Annotated in this window: 13 protein-coding genes; 6 read left to right on the top strand and 7 right to left on the bottom strand. The window is 45.1% G+C overall.

The annotated features are described in order from the left end of the window. Positions 1 to 4: 4 nt before the first annotated feature. Positions 5 to 1390: an MATE family efflux transporter gene (locus tag OH463_RS10130; RefSeq protein ID WP_005446929.1), complete on the bottom strand. Its 1386-nt coding sequence runs from the start codon at positions 1388 to 1390 to the stop codon at positions 5 to 7. A 52-nt stretch (positions 1391 to 1442) separates the two neighbouring features. On the opposite strand from OH463_RS10130, the gene OH463_RS10125 reads away from it, so the two are divergent. Then, complete coding sequence (locus OH463_RS10125) at positions 1443 to 2339, top strand: helix-turn-helix domain-containing protein (protein ID WP_269991202.1); 897 nt, start codon at positions 1443 to 1445, stop codon at positions 2337 to 2339. Between the two features lie 106 nt (positions 2340 to 2445). Here the strand turns inward: OH463_RS10125 and OH463_RS10120 are convergent, their stop codons facing one another. Both OH463_RS10120 and trxC read right to left on the bottom strand, forming a co-directional pair. Next, positions 2446 to 3606 carry an MFS transporter gene (locus OH463_RS10120; RefSeq protein ID WP_005446927.1) on the bottom strand — a complete coding sequence of 387 codons (1161 nt, stop codon included), beginning with the start codon at positions 3604 to 3606 and terminating at the stop codon, positions 2446 to 2448. 176 nt (positions 3607 to 3782) lie between these two features. Beyond that, entirely contained in the window at positions 3783 to 4217 is a 435-nt protein-coding gene (trxC, locus tag OH463_RS10115; RefSeq protein ID WP_005446926.1) for a thioredoxin TrxC, read from the bottom strand. Between the two features lie 165 nt (positions 4218 to 4382). Between trxC and OH463_RS10110 the strand changes: the two genes are divergently transcribed. Beyond that, positions 4383 to 5480, top strand: a complete 1098-nt coding sequence (locus OH463_RS10110) for a ketoacyl-ACP synthase III (protein WP_009696649.1) — start codon at positions 4383 to 4385, stop codon at positions 5478 to 5480. 69 nt (positions 5481 to 5549) lie between these two features. On the opposite strand, the gene OH463_RS10105 is transcribed toward OH463_RS10110, so the two are convergent. From OH463_RS10105 to OH463_RS10090, 4 genes are all read right to left on the bottom strand, one after another. Further along, positions 5550 to 6875, bottom strand: a complete 1326-nt coding sequence (locus OH463_RS10105) for a DUF1501 domain-containing protein (protein ID WP_101960826.1) — start codon at positions 6873 to 6875, stop codon at positions 5550 to 5552. Between the two features lie 9 nt (positions 6876 to 6884). Beyond that, the gene (locus OH463_RS10100; protein WP_005446920.1) at positions 6885 to 8447 is read right to left on the bottom strand and encodes a DUF1800 domain-containing protein; all 1563 of its coding nucleotides are present in this window, start codon (positions 8445 to 8447) and stop codon (positions 6885 to 6887) included. A 786-nt stretch (positions 8448 to 9233) separates the two neighbouring features. Then, entirely contained in the window at positions 9234 to 10496 is a 1263-nt protein-coding gene (locus tag OH463_RS10095) for a hydroxymethylglutaryl-CoA reductase (protein ID WP_269991201.1), read from the bottom strand. Between the two features lie 534 nt (positions 10497 to 11030). Further along, on the bottom strand, positions 11031 to 12044 hold the full coding sequence (locus OH463_RS10090; RefSeq protein ID WP_269991200.1) for a helix-turn-helix domain-containing protein: 1014 nt from the start codon (positions 12042 to 12044) through the stop codon (positions 11031 to 11033). Positions 12045 to 12204: 160 nt separating this feature from the next. Here OH463_RS10090 and OH463_RS10085 point away from each other — a divergent pair, with 160 nt between their 5' ends. Genes OH463_RS10085 through OH463_RS10070 form a run of 4 tightly spaced genes read left to right on the top strand, consistent with a single transcriptional unit; the run spans position 12205 to position 16133 of the window. Next, positions 12205 to 13326, top strand: a complete 1122-nt coding sequence (locus OH463_RS10085) for an HlyD family secretion protein (protein ID WP_005446916.1) — start codon at positions 12205 to 12207, stop codon at positions 13324 to 13326. Then, positions 13316 to 14329: a DUF2955 domain-containing protein gene (locus OH463_RS10080; protein WP_017189078.1), complete on the top strand. Its 1014-nt coding sequence runs from the start codon at positions 13316 to 13318 to the stop codon at positions 14327 to 14329. Before OH463_RS10085 ends, OH463_RS10080 begins: the two co-directional genes overlap by 11 nt. 29 nt (positions 14330 to 14358) lie before the next feature. Further along, the gene (locus tag OH463_RS10075) at positions 14359 to 15480 is read left to right on the top strand and encodes an AI-2E family transporter (protein ID WP_269991199.1); all 1122 of its coding nucleotides are present in this window, start codon (positions 14359 to 14361) and stop codon (positions 15478 to 15480) included. Then, on the top strand, positions 15477 to 16133 hold the full coding sequence (locus OH463_RS10070) for a potassium channel family protein (protein ID WP_005446913.1): 657 nt from the start codon (positions 15477 to 15479) through the stop codon (positions 16131 to 16133). Before OH463_RS10075 ends, OH463_RS10070 begins: the two co-directional genes overlap by 4 nt. Positions 16134 to 16189: the final 56 nt, after the last annotated feature.

The following is a 16189-nucleotide window of genomic DNA, read 5'->3' as shown; positions in this document are numbered from 1 at the left end:
CGTACTAAGAAGTCGTAACAACGGTGAGATTCTTGATCCAATACTTTTGCGTGTATCGACGATAACACAGTGCCAATTTCACTACTTCTTCTGCGATCATTAGTGCGTAAACGTATTTAAACTCCCAGTCTAAGACGAACGCGGCGACGGCGCACAAAGGCAATCCAGTCATCCACATCGCGATAAAGTCCATGCGTAAACAAAAGACGTTATCGCCACCCGCTCTAATAATGCCGTTTATGATGATCATGTTGAGCATGCGGAGCCAAATCGCGCTACATAAAATCACGACTGCGGGTGCCGCGAGTGGGTAAAGTTCTGAGTTATCTAGGTTCAATGCTGCAATGATTAACTCTCGATTTAGTAGCAGTAATGCGCCAATCGAAATACCAAACACAAACACCGCTTTAATGAAGAAGCTTGCCATGTGCTGAGCTTGTTCAAACTCATCACGCCCTAACGACTGCCCAATCATCACTGAACACGCAACAGAGATTCCAAAAAAGATGGAATAACACAGAGATTCGAATGGACCTAACATGCTAAACACCGCGAGTTCTGTCGTGCCCATGTGACCAAAAATCATTTGATACACCATCGTACCAATGGCCCAAAGTAGCGCGCCTAAGGTCATTGGTAATGCCAAACGGCGATAAGAGAGCCACAAAGAGGGGCGTTCAGCCCCTTCTTTTACTTCCAATAACCAATGTTTACGCCAACGCATATAGCCAATCATGGCTAGTACTTGGAATAAGCGAGAAATCGTCGTCGCTAATGCCGCACCTGCAACACCCATTGCAGGTATACCTAGCCCGCCTTTAATGAGCCAAAAGTTCAGAGCGATATTGAGCACAATAGTCATTGCTCCCATTAATAGCGGAGTGACGGTGTCACCAGAAGAGCGCATGCTGGCTTCTAATACAATAATGATGTGAGTCAGTAGCAACACAGGGAACGCATACCAAAGGTAGGTAGAACCAAGGTCAATGACTTGAATATCGCTGGTTTGTAGGCGCATGATCACTTCGCTGCCAACTGTGATAACTAGAGTGACAGGAATAAGCACCTTTAGACCAAAACGAATCGCAATACCAGTGACGGTTTTTGCACTTACGGCATCGTCTCGTCCCCAATATTGCGCAACAAGTGTGCCATTTGCAGATGCTAAACCTGCCATGATCATAATGGCGACAAAATGCCATTTTGATGCAATTCCCACAGCTGCGGTTGCTTCTTTACCAAAATCGCTAACCATGAGAACATCGGCTAAGGCAAGTATTGCTACCAAAGCACTCTGGATAGCGACAGGAAAACCTAAACGGACAATCTGCTTAAGTAGCCCGTTATATAAAGGGTTAGCACTATTTTTGATACCAATGTTGTTTGCCATAGTCACTCCTCAAATTTTGAGAGGAATATAAAGCGTATAGGAAAGGAAATACATGTGTGAAAAACCACAAAAGCTGTGCAAATCCGTCATTGGGCAATTTGCAACCAAAACGGAATGGCAAGATGACGTGTACTTGGCTCCTGCATGTAAGGAACGCTTTCTCACTTTGACAGAGATTCCTGAGTGGCATCGTGCAGACATTTTTATGGCAGGCTTGGCTGAGTTACGTGATGGTTATCATGTCGAAAGAAACAAAGTTGGTGTGCATACTTTGTTGTTTACGGTTGAAGGTGGTGGCGTTCTGATAACCCCCGATTCTGTCAAAGAGATAGAACCTTATACGCTGACCATTTTGCCTGTCGATACGTGCTTTCGGTTTGAAATGAATCCTGACAAAGATCATTGGAAAATGGTTTGGCTACTACCTCAGAATGCAGGTTCTTGGCGGCATCTGTCGGATCTTGGTCAGACGGTCATGCCTTTCCAAGGTTCAGAGCAAATTTGGGCGTTAATGACCTTGCTCTACAATGAGATAGGCGGTCGTACTGGTTTTCGTCAGTTATTGATCAGCGAAGTACAACGTTTAGTCAAAAGCGTCGAAACGCCTATCAGTAGCTCGCTTTCTCGCGTTCAAACATTATTTAATGAAGTGGAAGGGCAACTGCACCTACCTTGGACGGTCGCCGAGATGGCAAAGCGATGTTTTATAAGTGAAGAGCAGTTTAACCGACTGTCCAAACAATTATTCAACATGAGTCCGAGGAGCAAGTTAATTGAGCTTCGCATGCACAAAGCGGTGGACTTATTACAGTATCCAGCTTGGTCGGTTGTCATGATAGCAAACCGATTGGGTTATCGTGATCCTTACAACTTCACGCACCGATTTAAAAAGTTCTACGGCAGTTCGCCAACACGTTATCGCAAGAAATTATTGGAGAATCAAAACTAATGAGCCGGTTTAATTCCCCCATGATTTAAAGAGTAGAGTATTTCAGAAACAAAAAAACGAGGGCATGAACCCTCGTTTCTTTTGTCTGGTTGGGACAGGTTAAAAATTACAAACCTGCCGCCATTTGGTGCTTGGATTTAGTTGCTGCGATTAGCATGTAAATGCAAGTTGCAAGTAATGCTGCAAATAAGTAGCCCAACAAACCGTGCATTTGACCCATAAATTTATCAGCAACCACTGGACCTGCTACTGACCCCACGCTGTAGCTAAACAACATGACTTGCGTTGCAGACACGATGAAACGCTCGTCTAAGCCTTCACAACCTAGGTTAATCGCTATTGGGTATAGAGCAAATGTCGCCATGCCCAATAGGAACAACGCCACTGCCAACACCACCGCTGACGAAGAAATGAAAGTCAGTCCGATAGAGAAAATGCCAAGGATGCAAAAGAACGCCATTAGTACAGTACGTGCCATGTACTTGTTTAAGGTTGTCACCATAGGTTGAACCAACATACCGCCCAGAATCACTAACGCCATCAAAGTCCCAATGTCTTGGTGGCTGATTTTACGGTTTGCGAGCTCTACTGGCATCAGACCGTAAATTGCTCCCAGAGTAAGACCAGAAACAACACAACCAATGATTGCTGCGTGGCTTAGTTTTGAAATCTGTTTGAACGACAGTGCAGTAGACTCATGGCTGTTTGGTTGTTCACAGTCGATGAATAGTAGCACTAGCATCGCCATCAAGATCAGTGTCGTGATGGCAACAAAAGGGACGCCACCACTTACGCCAAGAATGCCAATGCCAAATTGACCAAGCGCAGAACCGCCGTACAAAGAAAGCATGTATAGACTCAAACGTTTAGCGCGTGAGGATTCATCGCCAGACATTAGCCATGATTCTACGATGACGAATACGCCCGCTACTGCGATGCCCGCAATAAAGCGTGCAAATAGCCATACCATACCATTAGGAATAATCGGCAAAACGATGATTGTCAGAGAAAAGGCTGCCAAGCTACCGACAAACGCTTTACGGTGCCCAACGCTGCGAACGATTCGCTCAAAGAACATGGCGCCAAACAATAGACCGCCATAGAACACACTCGCCAACCAACTCGCGTAATCAGCAGAGATGTTGTATTCACCAAGCATAAGAGGGATCAAGCTCATCAAATAGCCTGATGCCACTGCATAAAGAGACAGTGCTACGACAGGAACTGTGACTCGTGGTGATGCTGCAGGAATGGCTGTGTTTTCCAATGTTTTGCGCCTATAAGTTAAGTAAAAATCAGGGGTTATTCGGCGCGAATATGAGGCTAATTAATAGGCAAGTAAAACGATATATTTGAGTCGTTTCGACAAAAGTTATTTATCGAAATTCTATGAGGAAATGCTGCATAAAAACGCCAGCCCGAGAGCGAGGCTGGCGACGGGGTTTATTTGTTAAGTGCTTGATTTAGCCACTGATCGAATTGAGTTTTTGGTAATGCTCCGTTGATCATGTCAACGCGTTGTCCATTCTTAAAAACCATGATAGTAGGGATACTACGAATACCGAATTGAGCCGCCAATTGTTGTTGAGCTTCAGTATCAATCTTGACAAAACGAGCGTTTCCGGTCTGTTCTTGTGCGACATCCGAGAAAACAGGAGCAAAACCAACGCATGGATTGCACCATGGCGCCCAGAAATCAACCACAACTGGAGTGTCACTCTCTAGTAGTGCTGAGAAGTTATCGATGGTGCCTTCTACAGGCGCACCATCAAATAAAGCGTTCTTACATTTACCGCAACTTGCAGCTTCTGCAACTCGCTCATTAGGGACACGATTTAAACCGCCACAAGACGGGCAACGAGTTTTAAACGATGACATGACTTCTTCCTTTATGACAACTTGATGAAAACATGACTTACCAGTCTGCTTCATAATTTGTATACTTATTTTTTAGCCTGCCGAAATACGATATGACAGGTTTGTATTTGGACCCGAACAGGTTCTAAGAAATTTCATTAAAATACAACAATAAATAGGTCTGCGATGACAAATTACTACGCTGAAATTACTGGCTGGGGAAAATGCCTTCCACCAGCTTCGCTCTCTAACGACGACCTTAGCACTTTCCTTGAAACTTCAGATGAATGGATTCGCACCCGTACTGGTATTGAAAACCGTCGCATTAGCCACGTAAATACGTCGGACATGGCAACGGTAGCTGCGCAACATGCGATGGCTCGTGCTGGCGTGGAAGCGAGTGACATCGACCTTATCATTGTTGCGACATGCTCTCCTGATTCTCTTATTCCAAACATTGCCTCTAAGGTGCAACAAAACCTTGGTATTCGCTCTGCTGCCGCGTTCGATTTAAACGCGGCGTGTACGGGTTTTGTCTACGGTCTTGAAACTGGTACGCGTTTGATCCAGTCGGGCAACTACCGTAATGCGATCATCATTGGTGCGGAACGTCTTTCTTTCTACATCGACTGGGCAATGCGTGATACGGCAGTATTGTTCGGTGATGGCGCTGGTGCAGTCGTTCTGACACGTACAGAGCAAGAAACGGGTCTTCTGCAATCACAAATTGGTTGTGATGCAAAAGGGCGAGACATTCTCTCTGTTCCTAAGTTTGGTACATGCATGGACCGCTTCGCTGAAGACAACGGTTATTGGGATTTCAACTTTGTTGGTCAAGAGATCTTTAAACGCGCAGTTAAAGGCATGGGGCTGGCTGCGAAAACGGTTCTGAAAGCTTCAGAGTTAACTACAGATCAAATCGACGTGGTAATCCCGCACCAAGCGAACATCCGTATCATCCAAACGCTGTGTGACCTTTCTGGTATCCCACAAGAAAAAGCGTTCGTGAATATTCAAAACTACGGCAACACATCAGCAGCAACAGTGCCAATCGCATTGTGTGAAGCTCTTGAGCAAGGTCGCGTGAAGCCAGGTGATAACATGTTATTGGCTGCATTTGGCGCTGGTTTGACATGGGGCGCTGCTGTGTTGAAATGGGGTGACCGCGTAACGCCAATTGGCGAAAGTGAAGCGGCATTACCAGAAAGCGATAAGACCGCATTAGAACTTCTAGAGCGTGCAATCAAGCTATGTAATGAACGACCACGCGGCGAAGATGCTTAAATGAGATAACAAACTCAATAAATGAAAGGGAGCATAATGCTCCCTTTTTTGCGTACTGGATTGCAGCAGCTATGACATAAAACCAAGGTTAGAGGAAGGGAAGTTGCGTATATTTGGGAACACGTAATCCATTGCTGTCCCATCAGTAATGCCCATCCATTGAGCTAAGGTTGCACCTACTTGATCAGTGCCGATTCTTGGAATCAAACGTCCTTTAGAGTAATCATCTTCACCATCTAGTATCAATTCGGGCCAAGTTCCAATTGGTTGAGAACCATTTACCGCGCCTCCCATCACAAATTGATGTCCACCCCAGCCATGATCGGTACCATTGCCATTATTTGTCATGCGTCGCCCAAAGTCAGACATGGTAAATGTAGTGACGTTGTCACGCATTCCAAGTGCATCAATAGCGCGATACATAGCGAACAGGTTAGTCGCCAAGTCTTCTAGCAATGCAGGATGTTTTGAAAGCTGTGAATCATGAACGTCGTAACCGGTATGTTTAACAAAGAACACTTGTCGTTGTTGGTTTAATGGGCTCTGGCTTGCGATAAGCTTGTAAACCGTCTGCATCTGTTTCCCTAGCGTTGTAGAGGTAAAAAGTGGCGCATTGTCGACGTTATGCAGTTGCTCAGCTAACACACCACTCATAGTCATTGATTCATCCACCATGAGATTAAAATGTCCGCTGAATGGATTATCGGGAGAAGTGGCTAACAACTGATCGTACACTTCTTTGTAAAGCGGGTTTCCAATCGCACTCAACTGGACGGCGCGGTCCTTTTTCAAAACTGTTTGCCTATGTTCAAGTGAGCGCAACCATAAGGAGTCACCATGAACACTGTAGAGTGGAGTAATCTCAGACGTTCGTCCCATTATGTCGAGCATACGTCCTGCCCAACCAAGGTTTGAAAACGTATCCATACCGCCACGCATCAGAGTTTTGGTCTGCGAGTTGTGAGAAAAGAGTTGATCCGGTAAGGGCACTTCGCCAGACTCGATCATCTGCTTTGACATTGGCTGTTCAAGTACGCCACTGTTCAGGACGACCGTCGCATCGCCATTTTCAAAGACCTCCGCTAATCGAGCCAACTTAGGGTGCATCCCCAAAGGCACGTCATTTCCTCGATTATCTCTGGCGTTTAAGCCAATCGGAATGACGGTATTTTTTGCGACCGATAACTTACCGCGCACGCTGGCATATTGATCATAATGAAAGTCGGAGAGTGGCAAGAAGGTATTGATTGCATCGTTACCGCCATCCATATAAACACAGATCAAAGCACGGAAGTCATTGCTCGGTGTTGCGAGTGCGTAGCCTGATAAGCCGACAGAAGCAAAAGCACCCAAAGAAGCGGTACCTTTCATAAAGTTGCGTCGTGAGAGTTTCATAATCCGCTCCTAATCTTGAATGTAGAATTCGCTGCCCGAAATTGCTGTGAAAATCACTAAAGCAAGTTTGGTTTTCGGTACGTAACTGGTTTGGTAATTATCGAGCACCTCAATCATGAGTTGTTTTAGCTCTGGTGAAGCGGTTCCGGCAAAGAAACGCATGTCGACACGATCAACCAAAGCGTTATGGTCATCGAGGAGTTGATAAAGTTCATCCATATTGAGCGTGTAAGTCGATTCGGAACCTTTGCGCACGCTATAAAGCATGAAGTTCACCAGTTCGGTGTATACCGACCAATCAAACAGTTCATATTCCGGTGCAACTAAACCATTAAAGACAAAGTCTTTTGACGGCTGATAATCAGGAGAGTAGAAGTTGAACACGGATGGAGAGCGCAATGGTCCTTGATTCGCGATATTCATCAAGGATACTGCGTTGTCGTAACGTGCCGCTGTCAGAGTAAAACCAGCAGCGCGATGGAAATTAGTGATGACCAAGATTGGCTCTTTAACTTTAATTGGTTGGTTCGATGTCAATCCTCGAGCTTCGTCGTCGAGAAGAATTGCTTTAATTACCGCGCGCAAATCGCCTTTCACGCCCTTGCCATTGTTATTGAACGTACTAGCAACGCGAGCAATGTACTCTGGCGTTGGGTTTGAGGTGACAAATCGCTGAATGAGCAATTTAGAAACAAAAGGGGCGATGTTGTCATGAGCCATTAAGATATCAATGACAAGTTCGAGCTCTTCTTCTGCATTTAAACCAGCAGGGATAGTGGACCCAAGCACGACTTTCTCGTTGGTATCATGAAGGCTGTTTACCACTCGCATTGGTAACACAAAGTCGACATCCGATTTATTCCAGCCAGTTAGAGCTCGAGCGAGTTCTTGAATATCGTTTTGTGAATAGGTAGCAAGGGGTTGCCCGGTGTCATGATTAAACTTAACACTGCCATCGAGGTTGAGTTGATATAACCCAATAGTGAAGAGCTGCATCAGTTCGCGAGCAAAATTTTCGTCAGGTAGTGCGCCGGTTGTTGGGTTTTCTTTCGTACTCCCCATCATAGATAGGTAATTTCCCATTGCAGGGTGTTTAGCCGCTTTGAGCAACAAATCCTTATAGTTGCCAAACGCATTCTCAACGAGTAAGTCGTAATAGCTGACTAGTCCGGTTGGCTTGCTCGATAAGAAACCGCCATTTTTTGAGACCACCAGAATCTGACTTAATGCAAACGCCATTCTCTGACGCAGTTGATCTTCGGAGGTTAAAACAATTTGATACCAAGCGTTTTCTCTATTTGCTTGGGCTCCTTTGCTGAAAGGAGTGAAGTAAAGATCACTGTGATAGGTGGGTGGGAGAAGTATTTGTTCTGTAATCCACGTGTCATAACTGGTTTGGTTTATCTGGTCTATCAAAGCAGGAGTTGGACCAAATGTCGTTTGATATAAAAATCGTGCGGTCGCTTGGTCAGGGTCGTCTTCGTCAGCCGACACTGGTCCCACAAAGAACAGCAGCATGGCAACAAAGCCCAATACCCAACAAGAAATTTCATTTTGCTTCTGACGTTTCATCGTTAACTCTCTTACCCAAAGGAACGACTTAAATCCATTTAACGGGAGTAATGAAGCTCTTAATGAGCTAATTAATAAATTCAGTTAAATCAAGCAGCTGCAGAACGGATTATAGACGGTAAAAATCACTATCAAAGTTGTTAATTGCAGAAAATAGTCTTGCTGAAGGTTAATTTTTAATGAGAAAAAATAATAAGTGACTGAATAATCGGCGAGCAATGTGATGTGAGCCATCTCAAATAAAATATGAAACTTTTTTGAATTCATACTTTGAGAACGAGAACGTTTGAGTCAGGTTTGACCGAAAAGTGCAAGTTGATATAACACTTAGTTGTGGTTTTATGAGCTTTTAAAGAAATTTTGAATAAGAAATGAAGCCATCAAGCGTGACGAGTTAAACCGTTCACGAAAGATGAGGGTTTTAGGTGTTCTGTGTATTTATACAGTGGTGCGCTGCAACAGTAGTTTCTTGGGTTTAATAATAGAAACCACTCTACGATGAGGATCTGTTGCTCTTTCGCGGTTAAATTTTGTTCGGATTGGAACGCCTAGTCATTCTAAGCAAATATTCCTAAACAAAGCATAAAACGACTTTCGCCGGGAGCGACTAACCGAACCCTTCGGGCAGCGTTTGTTGGTCATTTGTATTGCGTTATCAACTTCTCGTGTAGGCTAGCTACACAGCAAAGTCTTTGCCTTGTAAAAGTAACCAACAATTCGCTACAAAAATCAGTTCGAAAGGTTAACAGAGCCTAAAAAAGAGTGGTTTTATTGGGTTTCGTGAGACTATTTTCTTGCTAGCTTATGGTGCGCGCGGGAGAAATGATCGGCACAGAAAGCACCAACAATAGAAAGCTCACCCGCTAAACACAGACCAGCTGCCACTTCTGCCAACGCTTTTGCTTTGCCATTTCCATGCAAGCCAAGTATATCCAAACACGCTTTCTGAGTTGGTAAGCCAGTACCGCCGCCAACAGTTCCAACCATGATGTTTGGTAAAGTTACGGAGGCATATAGATTGCCGTTAGAATCCACATCCATTCGAGTAATACCAACTGCTGATTCTGCAACGCAAGCCGCGTCTTGTCCGCATGCGATGTACAAAGCGGTGAGGGCATTGGCATAGTGCGCATTAATACCGATAGTGCCGCTTAGTAATCCACCGACCGTATTCATCTTGCCAAATTTCACCATGGCATCTGGTGTCGTGTGCAGGTATTTCTCAACCAATGCCGCAGGGATTGTAACCTCAGCGCATACTTTTTTACCGCGGACTGAACGCAACGTGTGTGCGTTGGCTTTTTTATCACCAGACAAGTTGCCATCTAGGTAAGCATCAAGCGGAGTGACTGGACTGTGTTCAAGAATGTAATGGAATACTTTGTGCGTCGCGATGGTCACCATGTTCTGACCAGACGCGTCGCCCGTCACGTATTCAAACACGAGGTAAACATGATTGCCCTCAATGTTAACGTTGATGTCTTTGAGTTTGCCGTGCGTAGTGGTTGATTCCGCTTCTTTACGGAAGATATCGTATTGAGTCACTACCCAACTGACGAACTGCGCTGCTTCTGCAAGTGATTGGAAACCAAACACGGGAGTACGGCTCACACCTTCGCTGATCAAAAGGGTACTCGCACCACCAGCAGCAGTAATTAAGTTGGCTCCGCGGTTGTAAGACGCCACCAATGCAGCTTCCGTTGTTGCAAGTGGTACTAAATAGTCGTCGCTTGCGTACAGACCGTTAATACGCAAAGGACCTGCAACACCAACAGGAACGTTTACCGTGCCAATAAAGTGCTCAATGTTGTTGGCGTATTGGTGGTAATGCGATTGCGTGAAAGGATCTAAGAGAAGATCTTTGTCTGTCATCGATTCCAGCACGTTCCAACGGCGTTGAATGTGCTTCTCCGTCAGACTTGCACTGAGGCAAAGTTTCTTTCCTGGCTTGTGGTATTTCGGTTCTAATGCCGATTGTACTTTTTCGCAGGTTCCATTCTCAGAAAGTGCAGAGCTTTTCCTTGCGCTGTCTAAATTTAATTTCGGCATACAAACGTTTCTTTATTCATTTGGTTTGGAATTGTAGTGATACAAAACGTGATTACAATCCCGTGTATACGTTTTGCAACAAAAGGCTGCTCAGCTTCAAATTGAACAATGCGCGGCTTGAGCGGAAGATTGCTTGATATCGATCAGATAACAAATAAGGAATACGATGGGGTATTAATATAACGCATTGAAAATACGGCATTATAAAGCATGCATAACGTCGACGTAGGAAGGTAAGAAACGGGCAAGTCGGTAAATTCTTCCTATTGTAAAGATTGTGCAAAGTGGATGAATTACTCTAATTTGAGACTTCAAAATGATTGGATTGAAATGTGTTTGAGTGGCGTAAAATGGTAAATAACTTGGTTTGCGCCACGGCATAATAGCCCCACGTTTTCAATTGAGGGTAACGTATGATTGTTTACTTTCGAGTTCAGGACGTAGAAGTGCTGTGTGATGAGATAGACCTCGCAACACTGATGCAAGCCAAGCTCAAGCAATTACCAAGCCTCAAATGGACTGAGCAGTATAACGTCACGAAGTGCTGGATGCGTTCAGCGCAATAGACTGTTTATACACTTTAGGAGATAACCCGGACACTCTTTTAAAGGCGCGCGAAAAGTGCGAAATACTGGTGTAGCCAAGTTGATTGGATATATAAGTGAGAGAGTGTCCTTCTTCCATCAATTCGCAAGAAACAGAGAACATCAATGACTCCTTAATATGTCGAAAAGAAGTCCCTTCATTCTTTAACTTTCTTTGAAAGGTTCGAACAGAATAGCTCAGCAATTGAGCCGCTTCTTCTATCGACAAATTACGCTCTCGCACATAAGGGCGCAGGAGTTCAAACACGCTATCGGTAAAACTCGTATGCCACTGGATCTGACTCGGTTCTGCGCCTAACTGTGAGTCTGATATTTGAATGGGTACGTTAAGAATGTCATCGGGAATGTAAACACCAGTCTTCTCTTGACCTACGAATATCTGGCATTGGCTAGGTACAACACTTTTTACGATGTCACTGTTGCTTCCTTGTAGGCGAACCTTGCTTGGATACCAAGTGGTTTTGGTCAAAATGCTGATGAGTTCCGTGATGTAAATGACAGCAAATGCTTCAGACCAGTCCGCAATTTGTGTGTCTTTTTGTTCAGAGAAACGACAGAACCAAGCGTGACCATGATGGGTTTCGAAACAAACGTTACTGCCGGGGGAGTCTAAACTGAATATCTCATCAATGTGTTGCATTGATTCACCGATGGTTTGAAACGACACAAACTGATGCAGGACATTAGGTATAACGCGGCGGCGGAAGACCAACACTAATAAATCGGTAAATTTTGTAATGCCGAGTTGAGAAGAAGTTAAATGAATCAAACGCTTTATCGATTCAGATGGGATGTAGTCACTCTCGGTCTGGAATAAGTCCGCAGGCAAACCGGCATCACTGAGCAATTTGTGTTTGTCCAAGCCATAGTCAGCAAAGACCTCTACCAGAATACGAGCATAGTTAGTCTGAATAACGGGTAGATGAAATGTTTGATTTGGCATCAAGCGAATACTCCATGTATGCCCAAGTGACCTTCAACCAATCTTAGCGCATAACGCACGGTTTTTGATATAGCTCGCTATTTATTCTTCAATTAATGGCAGGTTGGACAGGACGGTATATTCTTAAAATGTTCAATCTATTCAATGGCAAGGGGATAACATGTCCGAGAACGAAAACGAGAAACAGCCAACGGAAGTGGCGGAAAACAAAGAGACGAATAAAAAAGATAAAGTAAAGACGGTCACCAACTATCTGCTTTTATTTATTGTTGTCATGCTCGGCTTCAGCATTGTGTCAGATCGCATCATTCCAGTGACCGACAATGCTCGTGTTAAAGGTTATATCGTGCCAATAAAGCCCCAGGTTTCTGGCAATGTCCTCAATATTAATGTTCGTCCGAACCAACTTGTTGAAGAAGGCGATGAGCTCGCCGTTCTCGATAAATCTGACTATGAAATCGCGGTAAAGCAAGCCGAAGAGAATCTTGAAATCGCAGGGCAAAACGTTGGCGCGCAAACCGCATCAATCGCTTCGGCTCAAGCAAGGTTAACGTCTGCGATTGTTGAACGCCAAAACACTGAAGCGCAAGCCAACCGTGTACTTGCCATGGCAGAGAAAGGTGTGGTTTCTAAATCGGATGCAGACAAAGCCAGAGCATCATTGGCAACGGCAAGAGCAAACGTCGTAAATGCCGAAGCGGATCTTGAAAAAGCGAAACAACAACTCGGTGCTGAAGGTGAAGAAAACAGCCAAGTTAAAGCGGCATTGCTGGCACTTGAGCAAGCTCAGCTGAATTTAGAACGTACTGTGATTCGTGCGCCAACTCAAGGTGGTGTTTCGAACTTCAGTTTGACCGAAGGCTTCTACGCTTCAGCAGGTCAGCCAATCATGACGTTTGTGTCGACAGAAGACATTTGGATTGAAGCGTACTTCCGTGAAAACAGTTTAGGCAACGTCAGCATTGGTGACGAGGTAGAAATCGCCCTCGATTTTGTTCCTGGCAAAGTCATCAAAGGCAAAGTCAGCAGCATCGACTGGGGTGTCGATTGGGGGCAAAACCAACAAGCGGGTAAGCTAGCGCAAGCCAACCAGCAAACAGGCTGGTTACGCCAAACGCAAATGTTACCGATCGCTATCGAGTTTGATCGTGAAGAGGTAACAGGAATGCTACGTGTTGGCGGGCAAGCAGACGTGATTGTCTACAGTGGTGACAACTTCGTGTTCAACACCCTTGGCAAACTTTGGATTCGTCTACTGAGCGTACTGTCTTATGTCCGATAATCTGAGCATTGATAACGCAACTCAACGCCGGATTCTGCGCTTCACCATTGGTGTAGGTCTGGCGGTGTTTCTCGCTGCTTGGATTAATTGGCAACTGGCGTTTGTCGCGCCGGTATTTACCGCGAAGTTCTTGGTCGATAAGCCAAACCTTCATAGAGAAACGATTTACGAGTTGCTGCTGGCATTGATTGCCACCATGGGGTTGGGGCTGCTTCTTTCAGGAGGCATTACTCAGTACCCAATTGTTCTACTGATTGCCGTCGGTTTGATGATGGCATGGGGTTACTACTTGTTTACTGACCCCAAATGGAATCTGTTCGCGACCATTTTGTTGATTGCGGTGTTGATGTTGCCGTTTATGGCAATAAATAACCCAGCGATTTCTGTAGTGCTCGCGAGTGGCTTGGCGATTTCTGGTGCGGTATCGGTGGCGATTTTTGCTCTGGTTCATATTTATCTACCAGAGCCAGATAGTGAGTTCGCTGGTTATGCGGCTCCACCAATTGGTAAAGAACAACGTTGGCATGCGTCATTTCGAGCCATGTTGATTTCGTTTCCTGTGGTGTGCTTCTTCTTTGTCTTTCAGATTTCAGAAGCGTTGCTCACCATGATGTTTGTCGCGTTGCTGTCTTTGATGATTACGTCAGAGAAGTCAGTCAAATTAAGCGCGTTCTTAATCATCAGTAACGGTATCGGCGGGATACTTGCCATCTTGGCTTTCTCAATTCTCGCCATTGTGCCAAGCATATTCTTTTACACCGCCTTTATTGCGTTATTGGCGGTATTGATAGGGAAGAAGATTTACACCGTGCCAGAGAAGGCACCGATATTCGCTACGGCGTTCAGTACCTTGCTTGTCTTGATCGGCAGCACGCTAATGAGCTCCGGAGATATCGACAGCAATACATTTATCCGAATCTTCCAATTGGTGTTGGTTGGGACGTACATGATCCTCGCATCACTCTTTTTGGAAACCCGACAATGGAAGTTTTTGCAAACATAACACTTAACAGACAGTGAAAAGGTAACGCTATGAAAGCTTCAAATGATTTCTCTAAACAGGCGATAGACGCCGCTATCAAGATCGGAGCCGTAGCGTTACTGATCTGGTGGTGTTTCTCTATCCTCAGTCCATTCATTATGTTGGTCGTGTGGGGCGGTATTATTGCCATCGCGCTCTACCCAGTCATGATGTCCCTTCATAATCGCTTAGGTATTTCAAAAGGTAAGGCGAGCGCACTCCTCAGCACTATTGGTGTGCTGTTACTCTTAATCCCACTTATCGCGCTCTCATCCGGTCTATATACCAGTGGTACCGAGGTCGTCACTGGGCTGCAAGACGGCACCTTAGTTGTACCTAAGCCACAAGAAAGCTTAAAAGAGATCCCTGTCGTGGGCGACAAAATGTTCGTTGCGATTAACTACGCATCGACCAACATGGGAGGCTTCTTGGTTAAGTATGGCGAACAAGTGAAAGGCTTCCTTTCTCAAGCAGCATCTATTGTTGGCTCGGTAAGTGGTGGTTTCATCCAGTTCATCATTTCGACCATGATTGCAGGTGCGTTCATGAGCAATGCTGAAGTTTGCCAAAAAGGTTTTACCAAGCTAGCAGACCGCCTCACCAACAAGAAAGGCGAAGCGTTGATTGACCTTTCAAAATCGACCGTTCGCAGTGTCGTTCAAGGTGTGATTGGCGTTGCACTGATTCAATCTGTCATGGCGGGTGTTGGTATGGTCGCAGTTGGCGTTCCTGCTGCTGCGCTTTGGATGGTTGCTGTGATTCTGATTGCGATTGTTCAGTTGCCTCCGATTCTGGCATTGATTCCTGCGATTATTTACGTGTTTAGCGTCGAATCGACACTGGTTGCTGGCATCTTCCTAGTCTGGTGTATTTTGGTGAGCGCGAGTGATGCGGTACTGAAACCAGTACTTCTAAGCCGTGGTTCTGACACACCGATGCTTGTGACACTGTTGGGTGCACTGGGTGGTATGGCAATGTCTGGTATCGTAGGTCTGTTTGTTGGTGCTGTGGTATTGAGCCTGACTTACCAGTTGATGGTGAACTGGTTAGATGAAGATGACACTGAAGCAAACAAAGCACTGAGCATGGACCAAAAAGCGAAGGAGGAAGACAAAGCAGAGGTGGCATCATGAAACCGATGACCAGGGAAGATAACTTTTACTTTTTGTTCTTTGCACTTATTGCGTTGTTTTTTGGCTGTGCCGTGATGCATCAGTTTTATCCAGATGGGCAGGAATTTGTTCTTGCTCTTTTGGTGGTGACGCTAGGCGCTTCGATTGCAGGCATCAACAAGAAGAACAAATCCAATCGTACATGGTATGGCGTGCTACTGATTGTTGCCGTCATCTCCTATGGTATGTCGTTTTTAGAGCATTTAGATCTGTCCATTTTGACGCTAGGTGCGTTATTGGTGTTCTTGTTTTCACATATATACTCGGCGCTAAAGCAGGTGGTGTTAACCAAGTCGGTCACGACAAACCACATCATCGGTTCGATTTGTATCTATCTGCTACTAGGGCTTGCGTGGGCGGTGATTTACTTGTTGGTGTTGGAGTTTTTCCCAAGCTCTTTCACTGGATTAGAAGCAAAACCTTGGCTGTCGAACTTGTTTAATGCTTTGTACTTTAGCTTTATCACATTAACGACAGTGGGCTATGGTGACATTTCACCAACGGTTCCAGTGGCTCAGTTCTTCGTTTTCTTTGAAGCGATAGTCGGGAGCTTTTACTTAGCCATCATGGTGGCAAGTCTGGTGAGTATTCGTTTGGCTCAAGCACAGAGTTAGCAAACAAATGAATGGTCTGAATGGCGGAGGTGAAAAGTCTCCGCCATTTTTGTTTT

It is taken from the genome of Vibrio sp. NFR, assembly GCF_027587095.1.
GTDB classification, from domain to species: domain Bacteria; phylum Pseudomonadota; class Gammaproteobacteria; order Enterobacterales; family Vibrionaceae; genus Vibrio; species Vibrio harveyi.
The sequence above is the reverse complement of the archived record's forward strand: the minus strand, read 5'-3'. Positions and strand labels throughout refer to the sequence as shown.

What these genes read in the sequence shown, in the direction of transcription:
- OH463_RS10075 (WP_269991199.1), top strand. Translation starts at nt 14,359, where the DNA reads ATGAAAGCTTCAAATGATTTCTCTAAACAGGCGATAGACGCCGCTATC.
- OH463_RS10090 (WP_269991200.1), bottom strand. Translation starts at nt 12,044, where the DNA reads ATGCCAAATCAAACATTTCATCTACCCGTTATTCAGACTAACTATGCT.
- trxC (WP_005446926.1), bottom strand. Translation starts at nt 4,217, where the DNA reads ATGTCATCGTTTAAAACTCGTTGCCCGTCTTGTGGCGGTTTAAATCGT.
- OH463_RS10125 (WP_269991202.1), top strand. Translation starts at nt 1,443, where the DNA reads ATGTGTGAAAAACCACAAAAGCTGTGCAAATCCGTCATTGGGCAATTT.
- OH463_RS10080 (WP_017189078.1), top strand. Translation starts at nt 13,316, where the DNA reads ATGTCCGATAATCTGAGCATTGATAACGCAACTCAACGCCGGATTCTG.
- OH463_RS10130 (WP_005446929.1), bottom strand. Translation starts at nt 1,390, where the DNA reads ATGGCAAACAACATTGGTATCAAAAATAGTGCTAACCCTTTATATAAC.
- OH463_RS10110 (WP_009696649.1), top strand. Translation starts at nt 4,383, where the DNA reads ATGACAAATTACTACGCTGAAATTACTGGCTGGGGAAAATGCCTTCCA.
- OH463_RS10070 (WP_005446913.1), top strand. Translation starts at nt 15,477, where the DNA reads ATGAAACCGATGACCAGGGAAGATAACTTTTACTTTTTGTTCTTTGCA.
- OH463_RS10100 (WP_005446920.1), bottom strand. Translation starts at nt 8,447, where the DNA reads ATGAAACGTCAGAAGCAAAATGAAATTTCTTGTTGGGTATTGGGCTTT.
- OH463_RS10085 (WP_005446916.1), top strand. Translation starts at nt 12,205, where the DNA reads ATGTCCGAGAACGAAAACGAGAAACAGCCAACGGAAGTGGCGGAAAAC.
- OH463_RS10105 (WP_101960826.1), bottom strand. Translation starts at nt 6,875, where the DNA reads ATGAAACTCTCACGACGCAACTTTATGAAAGGTACCGCTTCTTTGGGT.
- OH463_RS10095 (WP_269991201.1), bottom strand. Translation starts at nt 10,496, where the DNA reads ATGCCGAAATTAAATTTAGACAGCGCAAGGAAAAGCTCTGCACTTTCT.